Source organism: Rhodohalobacter halophilus (assembly GCF_001715195.1).
Classification (GTDB): Bacteria; Bacteroidota; Rhodothermia; order Balneolales; family Balneolaceae; genus Rhodohalobacter; species Rhodohalobacter halophilus.
Genome location: NZ_MDWE01000069.1, coordinates 1 through 11,843 on the forward strand (window position 1 = coordinate 1; position 11,843 = coordinate 11,843).

Here is an 11,843-nt window from a genome sequence, read left to right on the forward strand (position 1 = left end):
TTATAGTTTAAAGATGTAAGAATGGTGCAGTTGTAAAAGTCATCTCAGAAATTATTTTGAATCTTAAAGCCAATAAAGTTGTGGTAACCACCCCGAACCCCTCCTTTAGAAGGATGGGAATCGAATTTAGGCATCAACATGTAGTTAATTTTCACTTTTACCTTTTCACTTTTCACTAAATCATGACACCACTTTCTATTTTAGATTTAGCTGTTGTAACTGAAAGAAGTAATCCCAAAGAGGCGATTGAGCGGAGTCGGGATTTGGCCCGGTATGCAGAAAATCTGGGATATCATCGTTTCTGGATGGCCGAACACCACAACATGGAGAACATCGCCAGTTCGGCCACATCGGTGCTTCTGGGGCATATTGCCGATGCGACTGAGAAAATCCGTGTTGGATCGGGAGGAATTATGCTGCCCAATCACTCCCCATTAATTATTGCCGAGCAGTTTGGAACGTTGGCTACCATCTATCCAAACCGGGTGGACCTGGGAGTTGGCCGTGCACCGGGTACCGATCAGCTGACAGCCAGTGCGATTCGTCCGGATCGAATGCAGCAGGTTCAGAATTTTCCACAGAATGTGCGGCAGTTACAAAAATATCTATCCAAAGAGAATAGTGAGAGTAAAGTGCGAGCCTTTCCGGGAGAGGGTACAGAGGTGCCGATCTGGATTCTGGGTTCAAGCACCGACAGTGCATTCCTGGCTGCTGAACTGGGGCTGCCATACGCTTTTGCGAGCCATTTTGCCCCGCAGCAGCTGGTTCCGGCACTGCGAATCTATCGGGAGCGGTTCAAACCATCCGATCAGCTGGATCAGCCGTACTTTATGCCGTGTGTGAATGTAATCGCTGCTGATACGGATGATCAGGCTGAATTTCTCTCCACGTCCATGCTTCAAATGTTTATGGGTGTTGTAACCGGAGACCGTTCACCGATGAAACCGCCCGTGGACAGCATGGAGGGTATCTGGAATGAGCACACCAAGTATGCCGTCAGGCAGATGCTGGCTTATTCATTCATTGGAAGTGGACAAAGTGTGAAGAGTGATATCGAACAGTTTCTGGATCAGACCGGGGCTGATGAACTGATGGTTTCGACCTATATTTACAATCATAAGCAGAGAATTCGATCCTACGAACTGCTTGCAGAAGTGATGAAAAACTGAAATGATCAACCAACCTGAATGTAATGAGTGAACAGGAGAAAATGGAGCTTGCTGAAAGAATCAAAAAGGAATGTATTAAAGCGGCAAAGGAGGGATTCCGAGAGGCCTCTATGAGCGGACTATGTACTGAGGGAGCGATGGAAGCAGCAGTCAGCGCCATTCAAAACCTGAATCTTGGTAAGCTACTGAATACGAATGAGTAAAATGTTTTAGAGATCAACTTTTAAAATTCGTTTCTTTGACCTATGAAACGAAATTTTTTCATTACACTGACTTCATCGGTTTATATTTTCATTCTTGGCCTGGTCGCCTGGATTCTTGGTAAACCGTTTATTTTTCCAAGCCTTGGCCCAACCGCATACCTGCTCGCTTTTGACCATAAATTCTCACACACCCCTAAAGTAGTCATAGGCGGACATGCAGCTGCGGTTGCCGGTGGGCTGATCAGCTCATATTTCATCACACAACATTCTACTCTAATGTCCATTTCTGAACCCTTTCAACAAGCCGGTTTCGAATTGGGGATTGGAGCCGTAGTTGCCATTGCCATTACCGTCTTTCTGATGCTCTGGCTGAATGTAAGCCATCCTCCGGCCTGTGCCACCACGTTGATTATTTCACTCGGGATCATGCCGCTTTGGAGTGACGGATTAATCATTCTGGCATCCGTTTCCATCATGTATGGAGTGTATGTTCTCAATCAAAAAATGCGAAACCGATGAAGATCCAAACCAAGCGAGTGTATGACGAACCGAATAAATCAGACGGATTTCGCGTACTGACCGAACGCCTGTGGCCGCGGGGTGTGAGCAAGGAGAGGGCAGCACTCGATCGCTGGATGAAGGGTGTGGCGCCGAGTCACGACTTAAGAAAATGGTTCGACCACGATCCTGAAAAGTGGGAGGAGTTCAAAGAGAAATACCGAAGAGAATTGTTCGGATCTGAAGCGGTGGAGGAACTGATGGACCTGATCAAACAAAATGAAACGGTAACCTTTGTCTATGCATCAAAGGATCAAACACACAACAGCACGACGGTGCTGAAGGAGTTTATGGAGGATTTGTTGACGGATTAACTGAATTAATAATTTATAAATCCTTACTGTTTAATGACCATTTGAACGATAAAATCCGGAAGCCATTTTTGTCTCTCCTCAATAAAGGACTCGTAATCTTCTTCACTCATCTCAAATATAACCTGAAAAACAGGCCGGCCTATAAAAGGAAAAATAAGAAGTGACATTATATTGGCCATGATTTGCTCAGCCGGCAAATCTACTGTATTACCTTTTTCTCTCTCTTCCCGGATTTGATTTAAAAATGGCTGAACTTTTTTGCCGATTTCATTCAGCATAAAACTCTTCATTCGTCCGGGGTTTTTATTCATTTCGTGCAACACAAAAAGAGGAATATCGGGGTTGTGTTTTATCAATTCCAGGTACTTTTCAATGAAATTCTGAAGTTTTTGTTCAAGAGGAATTTCTTCATTTAAAAGACTCGCAATTTGCGGAATGAGTTTTATGATCGATAACTGATATACCTTCTCAAAAAGTTTCTCTTTGGACCGATAGTAATAATGCAGCATTGACTTATTAATCTCCGCCTTATCTGCAATCTCCTGCATCCGGGCGCCTTCCAATCCTTTGCTTTGAAAGATTTCCCGTGCCGCTTCAAAGATTTTTAATTCCGTTGAAGACTGATTTTCGTCCTTCATCTCTTTATCCGTGTTTAGTGGTTGAATCAATTTTGTTTCAAAATACAATTTTTACGCACAAAATTTAACCATATGGTTGAAATAAATGTTTGAACTCTGATTTAAGTAAACGCCTTAGGTCAAATCTATCCATTTAAAAGACTCTGATATTTATAGAGATATAGACTCATAAAAAGACTTATTTAAATATTTTTTTCACATCAACCATATGGTTGAACCGTAAGATTAATGTTCATAATATACATTCAGATTCAGAATAGAGAGCCATTTGAAATGCCCTTATTCATAGTGTCTCTCATAAAGTATGCGGAATCGTGTGAAGGCGGTTCCGTATTTAAAACCAATTACAAAACCTATGAACATTCATTTATTTACAGCGTTTCTGATTACGTTATTCGGCTTCAATAGCTTGTATGCGCAAAATATTGATTTTGAGTACGAGAGGGGTGTATTGTTACATCTGAGCGGGAAAGATCAGCATGGAGAACAGATGACGTTTGAACCTCCGGGAGAGAAACCACTGATCCTGATTTTTCTGCCCAAAGCTGAATCACGAAGTGAGGCTGAATTCATGATGGATCGAGTAACTCAATTCTTTGAAAACCTGAATGAATTTAATCAAGAGTCGATCAAAGGAGTGCTGGTAATTGAGCCTGTTCGTTCAGGCCCGTTAGTGAACAGAATATTTCGTTCAAAATTAAGCAACAAGTCTTTTCCTGTTTTGCGGGATACAGACGGGATAATTACAGGCCGTGTTCATGATAAGCCATTTACAATTATGGCATGGCTGGTTAATGAGAATGGTGAGATTCGATTCAGAACCACAGAGCCCTTTTCAGATTCCGGGGAACAACGATTGAAAGAAAATATCGAGGGTATTTCAAACAAGGGTAACACAATAAAAATGAGACAAAATGGAAAAGAGTAAAAAAAGCATACGATTTCTGATTTTAACGGCTGCCATTCATGCATTGATTTTTATCACCGGCGGCATCATTCTGTATCAGCTTCAGGGTGAAGAGGAATATCAGACCCAAGAGACGACAGAGACTCTGTTTCAAGAGGTGTCGGAAACTCTGACTGTCCGATCCTCCTCAATGCAGAAAACGGTTGATGTCCAGGGAAGGGTGCGGGCGGAATACCGTCTGGAACTGTTTCCTGAAGTGCAGGGCAAGATAGTAGCAGGCAATAAACCGTTTCGAGAAGGTGTCTATTTTAAAAAAGGTGAAGTGTTATTTCAGATTGATGACAGGGAAGCACGACTTCAGCTCTACTCATCACGAAGCAACTTTCAGACATTGGCAGCCTCACTTTTACCTGATATCAAATTAGATTACCCGGAGCGGATGGATCTTTATGAAAAGTGGTATGATTCATTGCATCCTGAAAAGTCACTGCCCGCTATACCCGATTTTGACCATCCTGCAATGGATCGGTTTTTAACCTCAAGAGGTATCTACAACCGGTATTATCAAATTAAGAGTGCGGAAGATCGTCTGGATAAATTTTCAGTCAGAGCGCCGTTCAGCGGTACTTTATCAGCCGCAAAGGCTGAACCGGGACAGAGTGTGGGACCCCAGTTTCATGCCGGCACTTTTTTAGATCCGGATCGCTATCTGTTGACAGTTTCCGTTCGGCAAAGTGATTTGAATCATATTGAAATCGGTGACACCGCCGTGCTTACGGACCGACAAAACTCCGGCCGGTGGACGGGAAGGGTCGTGCGGATGAACCCTTCGGTTGATGTAAAATCACAGGCGGTCGAGATTTACCTTGAGGTTGAAGGTCGGAGTATTCGAGAAGGAATGTTTCTTGAAGGAGTGATGACAGGCGGTGATTCACTTCAAATTACAGAAATTCCAAAAACGGCACTCTTGCGTAATGGTTACGTTTACGCTGTAGTTGAAGGAGTGATCAGACAAGTACCTGTCAATGTGGTGGATGTCGGTCATCAAACCGTGAAAGTTACAGGCCTTGATGGTGAGGTCACGGTTTTACGTGACGCGAACCGGGCGATGGCCGGACAAATGATTGGGGAGGAACGCAGATGAAGAGTTTAATTCAATTTTTTGTTCGATACCCCACAATGGTAAACCTGGGCCTTTTGCTGACTCTTATTGTTGGAGTCATCAGCTTTAGCCAGGTTCGTTACACGCTCGATCCTTCAGAAAAACCGAAAGAGATCTATGTGGACGTGATCTATCGCGGAGCCTCACCGCTTGAGATAGAGGAGAGTGCAATTACCCGTATTGAGGAAAACCTGAGGGGAATCACCGGGATGGACCGGTTTACCTCAGCGGTGAGGGAGAACAGCGGACGGATTACTGTTGAACTGCTTGAGAGTGCCGATATTAACGAAGTTCTGGTTGAGGTAGAAAATGCGGTTAATCGTATCAGTGATTTTCCGGAGCGGATGGATCGGCCTGTTGTCTATAAGCAGGAGATGCTAAACCCAACCATCTCTATTGCTTTAACAGGAGAGATTCCGCTTCAGCAAAAAAAAGATTTTGCCCGTCAGATTCGGGATGAATTTATGATTGAGAGGGGAATATCAAATGTAAACCTTTTCGGTTTTAGCAATGAAGAAATTGTCATTGAGCTGAATGATTCACAAATGGATCGCTACGGCCTGTCCTACCGTGAAGTAGCAGATGCGATACAGAAAACAAATATTGATATGACCGGAGGTGAACTCAAGCTCGACCGGGCAAACTGGCAGATCCGTGCCCGCAATCAGAATAAAAAAGGGTTGGAGATGGGAGAAATACTGATCAGGTCCGGTGAGTCCGGTGGCCGGGTTGTTTTGAAAGATATAGCAGATATCCGTGAAGTGTTTGATGACAAGCCGGTGAATCGCTACCTGAACGGATCTGAATCCGTAGTCATACAGGTGCTTACCACCAATGATGAAGACCTGGTTGCCACAGCTGAGTATGTGAAGGAGTTTGTCGGAGATTTTAACAGCAGCCACGACGGTGTGGAGTTGACGATTGTGGAGGATATCTCTGAATTTGTAAATGAACGGGCAGCTTCGCTCTGGGAGAATGGCCTTGCCGGGTTAATCCTGGTTCTGCTGATATTGATCCTATTTCTGGACAAACGTATTGCATTCTGGGTATCGCTGACGATTCCTCTATCACTTTTGGGAGCCTTTATTTTTGCCATGATGGGGTATGACCTGACGATCAATGTTGTCTCCATATTCGGTTTTATCCTGGTTCTCGGTATGCTGGTGGATACCGGTGTGGTAGTGGCAGAAAATATCTACCGTCACTATGCGGAGTTTGGAAAACGTCCGATTGCCGCCGCACGCGACGGAGCCGCTGAAGTTGCAGCACCGATGACCATATCCCTGATGACAACCGCTGTGGCATTCAGCATCTTTTTCTTTCTGCCCGGTAAACCCGGTGCATTCTTTTCGGAAGTCTCATTTGTGGTAATCGCCTCACTGCTGGCCGCTTTAATTGTGACATTTCTCTTTTTACCGGCAAAAATGACTCATTCGAAAGTGTTGAGTAAAGAGAACCGTCAAACACGCTTCGAACTATTTTTTACTCAGAGTCTCATCACATTTCGGGACCGCTGGTTCATGCCGTTCACAGAACTGGCTTCACACCGATGGAGATGGCTCAATGTGGGAGTATTTCTATTTCTGCTCATCGCTTCAGCAACACTCCTAAGAACCGGGACACTGCCTCTCACATTTTTCCCCTATCTGGATGATGATATTCAGCTGATACGGATTGAACTTGAACCGGGTACACCGGCGGATACGACAAACCTGCGGCTGATGGAAATTGAAAAAGCTGTGTGGCAGGTTAATGAAGATTTAACGGCAGAACGCAAAGACGGACAGGCCGTTGTTAGAAATGTAGAGCGGCTGATGGGGCCGAATTCTCACCAGGGACAGCTGCGGGTGATCATGATGGGAGGGGAGCAGCGCGGAATACCAGCCTTTGAACTGAACGACCGGTTCAGGGAAGCAGCCGGGCAGATTGCGGATGCCCGTTACGTCCGGTTTATGGGAGCAACTGCCGAACAGCGGTTTGGCGGGCTTCCGGTGGATATATCAGTTTCCGGAGAGGATTTAAACAAACTGCAGCAGGCAGCAGCCAGGTTGAAATCAGAACTCGAAAAACGGGATGACCTGGTGGATGTCGCCGATACGGATCAGCGAGGAAACCCGGAGCTTCATATCGAACTAAACAAGCTCGGCGAACAGCTCGGGTTGACCCTTCAGGAAGTCATGGCCCAGATCAGGAATGCCTATTTTGGACTGGAAGTACAGAATCTGCAGCGAAACCGGGACGATGTCCGCGTCTGGATTCGATTTGATGAGAGTAACCGGACTGACTATGACAACCTTGTTCAGATGAATATTCGAACCGCTCAGGGAATTTATCGACTGGGAGATATAGCGGATATTTACCCCACCAGTGCAAGTCTCGAAGTTAGCCGAATTAACGGACGAAGAACCATACGAGTAGACGCCGATATGGCCGACCCCTCACTGTCGGCTCCCGCTATCCTTACGGATATTGAGACGAATGTGATTCCCGAAATCCGGCAGGAGTATCCCGGTGTTCAGTTTTTTATTGAAGGACAGAACCGAGAGGCGGGTCAGGTAACAGATGCGATGCAAAGTGTTGCACCGGTCATCATTGCACTGATGCTGGCACTGATCATTATCAATTTTCAGTCATTTTCACAAACATTCATTGTGCTCTTATCACTGCCATTTGCGTTTGTGGGTGTGGTAATCGGTCATATGATACATGGAGTAACGATGAACATCTTTTCAGTAATCGGTATGATTGCCCTCGTCGGGATACTGATCAACAACATGCTGGTGCTGATCACGGCATTTAACGACAACCTGAAGGCAGACATGAACTTTGAAGAAGCACTTAGGGATGCTGTTCAGTCACGATTCAGGCCCATTTTGCTTACCACACTCAGTACAGTTGCCGGCCTCCTGCCGATGATTTTTATGGGAGGACTGGCATCTGCATTTTTGCAGCCTCCGGCTATTGCCATTGCATACGGCTTAATTTTCGGGCTGCTCATTTCACTTACCCTTACACCGGCATTCCTGGTTATTTGGAATCAGCTGAAGCTACGATTGACTCATCTGGCAGGGAAAGAAGATGCATCACCCGAAAGCATCGAGCCGGCGGTACAGCTTAAAGAACATCATAAACGGAGTACAATATGAAATATATCGTAATTGCAGCCTTACTGTTGTTCACAGCAGACCTGGCACAAGCACAAGACAGCTTAAATTTGAGCAGAGCTATTGAAGCCGCACTGGAACACAATCACCGTGTACAGATTAGCAGTATTGAACAGGAGAAAGCCAAAAATCTTGCCACACGTGGTAATGCGGGTCAGCTGCCCACGTTTTCTGTCAACAGTGACTTGACCGGTTCCTATACTGACCTTGAATTAACACCCGGTTCGTTTTTTGGGAATATTTTAAGTCAGGATGGAGGGCAGGGACAACCGGGTTCAATCAAATATGATGGGGTGACATCAACCGGTTTCAGTGCCGGAGTTGGAACTCAGTTTGTGATTTACGATGGCCTGAAGGGGCAGTTTCGGTATAAACTCCTGCAAAGTGGAAATGACCTGGCAGGCCTGATGCTTCGGTCAGAAATGGAGAGTACAGTCCTTACCATTACTCAGCGCTATATTCAGACGGTATCTATTCAAAAGGCGATTACCCTAAAAGAGCTGGCTCTTCAGCAAAGTTCGGATCGATATAATATCATTGAAACCCGCAGAGAGTATGGACAGGCGAGTGAACAACAGCTTCTGCAAGCTCTGGCTGATTTGAAAACCGATAGCACTGAGTACCGGGACCTAAAGCTAAAGTATGAGAATGCATACCGCGAACTGCATACGGCTATCGGGTGGGATAACCGGGAACTTGGTACATTGGATGACGGGATCAAGAGTACGGCTATCCCTACTTATGATGAGTTATTACAATCTCTTATTGAGAATAATACGGCACTTCATGTCCGGGAAAAGAAAATTGAGCAGGCCCGTATCAATCAGAAATTGACGAGTGCAAATTTTCTTCCAACCGTGATCGCATCCGCTCAGTATGGCTACAACTACCATTCGGCCAGCGACGGACAGTTTGAAACTCAGGAACAGTTAGGCGTAATGGGAGGGATCTCACTGAAAATTCCACTCTTCACGGGTGGACGTAATCGCACTGCCTCACAAAATGCCAAAGCTTCATTACGTCAGGAGCAGATCCGGGTGGAGGAGTCTAGGCAGCAACTTCAAACACAGTTCGATAATACCTGGCAGAAACTGCTCTACCTGGATGATCAACTTCAAACAGAAAGAGAAAATTTGCATGTTTATGAACGCAATTTTGAGCGGGCCCGGGATTCTTTTGAAAGGGGATTGATTACAGGAGTAGAACTGCGCAATGCACAGCTTTCCCTGCAGGATGCACGGTTGAGACTTTCAGATACTGAATTACAAATGAAACTGACTGAAACAACTCTGCTCTACTTAAGCGGCGGATTATTGGTAAGTGATTAAAACGTTTAGACAGGATTATGTCCGGTAAAAAATCAGATGAAATATCCTTGAAAACAAAGATTTATCGATGGTTGATAGAACTAGACCGCAAGATTGAAATATGGGTACAGCATAGTATTGAACAAATTGATTCGGAGCAAAAAGAAATGAATAATGAAAAGAGAGATTGGGTTCATTCACCCTTTTCTACAGAAAAGCCACGGTCGATCCCGAAATGATCATACCGGGTATTAAAGAGCAGAAAGGATACACCGATTCCGTAAATGAGAATATTGGCCAGCGTGCCAAAATTTTGCTGTAAGACTTGACCGAATGTCAGCGTGAGCATCAACATTCCCATCAAGGCAAGCGCCCAGCGGGTTTTCCAGCCAAGAATAAGCAGCGACCCGATGACAAACTCGGCAATCACTATGACGAATGCGTAGATAAACACAAATGAACCCGGAAGAATGGTCTCGGCAAAACTCTCGGCCATCCCGGAGGCAAAATCGTTGATTTCAGGAATGCGAACCAGGCTGCGTCCGAGCATATTGAAACCGAGAAGTACACGTAAAAGTGCGAATCCCATTTGGCGGTCAGTTGAAATGATAGAATCTGTATGTGAAGTCATAATGAGAGATCGTAAGTTCTGTTTTTCGATATGCGGGAAGTTGAATTAATTTTACTTCCATCCGCATAATCAGGATAATCAATATTTCATTCCGGAAACGTGCTGAAAAGAGATTATCTTTTTTTAAAATCTTCAAAATCCAATAGTTGGTGAATAAGAATAAACCGAAAAAACCCTGGCCCACCAAAGATGCCATGGCTCAGATTTACGAGAAGAATCTCTGGGGAGAAGGGCAATCCGGTTTCTACTCTGGAATCGGGTCACATCATCCGGAATTGGTGGTTCCCTACGTGGATGCAGTCTCATCCTTTCTAAGCTCTTTTGATCCACCGTTAGTGATTTGTGATCTGGGCTGCGGCGATTTCAATATTGGCAAGGAGCTGGTGAAGTATTCCAAGAAGTACATGGCTGTGGATATTGTTGAGGAACTGATTGATCACAACCGGGAGACGTTTAAAGAAGAAAACCTTGAATTCTACTGCCTGGATATCGCAACCGATGAGCTGCCCAAAGGGGATTGTGTGATTTTACGACAGGTTCTTCAACATCTCTCAAATCAAGAAATCAAAAAGGTTGCAGAGAAACTCTCCGCTTTTGAATATGTGATTCTGACCGAACACCTGCCGGAAGGGGATTTTATTCCTAACCTGGATATCATTTCAGGCCAGGGGATCAGGCTGAAGAAGCAGAGCGGGTTAGATTTGCTCGCGCGGCCGTTCAATCTGAAGGTAAAAGGAGAGGGGCGGTTATTGTCGCAACCGGCCAAAGAAAGTAAAGGAGTGATTGTGACGACACTTTATATGATGTATTAAGATGTACTCAAATCGATTAGATTTCACTTTTATGTTGTGACCGGAAACACCGGACGAATCAAACAGATGACTTTCAAATTAAGTGTGAGCTGTTTGAATCATTTTTCAGAATCATCAATCCGAACTGATGTTAACCTCTTTCAAATTCAGAATCTGAATTGTCAACAATCTTTTCAGGCATATCTTTATAGATAAGCAGATAGATGATCGGCAGTTTAAGCGATATTGAGTTGAACAGTTCGATTTTATTGATACACCGCATTGACAAGAAATAGGGATTTTGGAAGCGAAATTTTGTATTTTAATCAGACATCAATGAGAACTAAAAAGTAAATGGCAACGAGATATGAGTACAAAAAGCAGAATAGGTTTGGACAGTGATAAAACGAAAAAATTAGCCGATAAACTGAATACGTTGTTGGCCAACTACTCGGTATTTTATCAAAACACACGCGGGTATCACTGGAACATCAAAGGCGATTCATTCTTTGTATTGCACGAAAAGTTTGAAGAGCTTTATGAGGACCTCAAAATAAAGATTGATGAGGTTGCAGAGAGGATCCTTACACTGGGTTATACCCCAAACCATAAGTACACGAAATACGTGGAAGTGTCTGAAATCGCTGAAAGTGAAAAAGTTTCTGACGGTAAAGCGGCCGTGAATGAAATTTTAGAAGCATTTAAGATCATATTGAACATTCAGCGAGAAATTCTTGCACTATCCGGTGAGGCAGATGATGAGGGAACCAACGCGCTGATGAGCGACTATATCAGCGAGCAGGAAAAACTCGTGTGGATGTACGCTTCGTATGTTGGCAAATAAACATTACCGACATAAAGCAATTAAAAAGCCGTTGTATTACTCTACAACGGCCTTTTTTGTTCTGAAATTTTGAAGTGAGATTTGTACAAAATCCCCATCTTTTCAAAGGAGGGGATAGAGGGGGGGTGGAAATGAATCAGCTCGATGAATTATGG

12 protein-coding genes are annotated in these 11,843 nt (G+C 44.4%); 10 read left to right on the forward strand and 2 right to left on the reverse strand.

From position 1 onward, the window contains the following. The first annotated feature begins 182 nt into the window (after positions 1-182). The 4 genes from BG260_RS13565 to BG260_RS13580 are packed head-to-tail and all read left to right on the forward strand — an operon-like array spanning position 183 to position 2,244. Entirely contained in the window at positions 183-1,169 is a 987-nt protein-coding gene (locus BG260_RS13565; protein ID WP_069133501.1) for an LLM class flavin-dependent oxidoreductase, read from the forward strand. Between the two features lie 23 nt (positions 1,170-1,192). Further along, positions 1,193-1,372 (forward strand): acetyltransferase, encoded by a 180-nt coding sequence (locus BG260_RS13570; protein WP_069133502.1) that lies wholly within the window; start codon positions 1,193-1,195, stop codon positions 1,370-1,372. Between the two features lie 42 nt (positions 1,373-1,414). After that, positions 1,415-1,891 (forward strand): HPP family protein, encoded by a 477-nt coding sequence (locus BG260_RS13575; RefSeq protein WP_069133503.1) that lies wholly within the window; start codon positions 1,415-1,417, stop codon positions 1,889-1,891. Beyond that, the gene (locus BG260_RS13580) at positions 1,888-2,244 is read left to right on the forward strand and encodes a DUF488 domain-containing protein (RefSeq protein ID WP_069133504.1); all 357 of its coding nucleotides are present in this window, start codon (positions 1,888-1,890) and stop codon (positions 2,242-2,244) included. Before BG260_RS13575 ends, BG260_RS13580 begins: the two co-directional genes overlap by 4 nt. A gap of 23 nt (positions 2,245-2,267) precedes the next feature. Here the strand turns inward: BG260_RS13580 and BG260_RS13585 are convergent, their stop codons facing one another. Then, on the reverse strand, positions 2,268-2,882 hold the full coding sequence (locus tag BG260_RS13585; protein ID WP_069133511.1) for a TetR/AcrR family transcriptional regulator: 615 nt from the start codon (positions 2,880-2,882) through the stop codon (positions 2,268-2,270). Between the two features lie 355 nt (positions 2,883-3,237). Here BG260_RS13585 and BG260_RS13590 point away from each other — a divergent pair, with 355 nt between their 5' ends. From BG260_RS13590 to BG260_RS13605, 4 genes are read left to right on the forward strand one after another with little or no spacing between them, the layout of a single operon-like run. Continuing rightward, positions 3,238-3,810 carry a hypothetical protein gene (locus BG260_RS13590; protein ID WP_141691616.1) on the forward strand — a complete coding sequence of 191 codons (573 nt, stop codon included), beginning with the start codon at positions 3,238-3,240 and terminating at the stop codon, positions 3,808-3,810. Continuing rightward, complete coding sequence (locus BG260_RS13595; RefSeq protein ID WP_069133506.1) at positions 3,797-4,933, forward strand: efflux RND transporter periplasmic adaptor subunit; 1,137 nt, start codon at positions 3,797-3,799, stop codon at positions 4,931-4,933. Before BG260_RS13590 ends, BG260_RS13595 begins: the two co-directional genes overlap by 14 nt. Beyond that, the gene (locus BG260_RS13600) at positions 4,930-8,097 is read left to right on the forward strand and encodes an efflux RND transporter permease subunit (RefSeq protein WP_069133507.1); all 3,168 of its coding nucleotides are present in this window, start codon (positions 4,930-4,932) and stop codon (positions 8,095-8,097) included. The genes BG260_RS13595 and BG260_RS13600 overlap by 4 nt, the downstream gene beginning before the upstream one ends. Then, on the forward strand, positions 8,094-9,443 hold the full coding sequence (locus tag BG260_RS13605) for a TolC family protein (protein ID WP_069133508.1): 1,350 nt from the start codon (positions 8,094-8,096) through the stop codon (positions 9,441-9,443). The genes BG260_RS13600 and BG260_RS13605 overlap by 4 nt, the downstream gene beginning before the upstream one ends. 172 nt (positions 9,444-9,615) lie before the next feature. Here BG260_RS13605 and BG260_RS13610 read toward each other — a convergent pair whose 3' ends face one another. Then, positions 9,616-10,053: a DoxX family protein gene (locus tag BG260_RS13610; protein ID WP_069133509.1), complete on the reverse strand. Its 438-nt coding sequence runs from the start codon at positions 10,051-10,053 to the stop codon at positions 9,616-9,618. A 149-nt stretch (positions 10,054-10,202) separates the two neighbouring features. Between BG260_RS13610 and BG260_RS13615 the strand changes: the two genes are divergently transcribed. Beyond that, on the forward strand, positions 10,203-10,865 hold the full coding sequence (locus BG260_RS13615; RefSeq protein ID WP_069133512.1) for a class I SAM-dependent methyltransferase: 663 nt from the start codon (positions 10,203-10,205) through the stop codon (positions 10,863-10,865). A 346-nt stretch (positions 10,866-11,211) separates the two neighbouring features. After that, complete coding sequence (locus tag BG260_RS13620) at positions 11,212-11,688, forward strand: Dps family protein (protein WP_069133510.1); 477 nt, start codon at positions 11,212-11,214, stop codon at positions 11,686-11,688. The last annotated feature ends 155 nt before the right edge of the window (positions 11,689-11,843 follow it).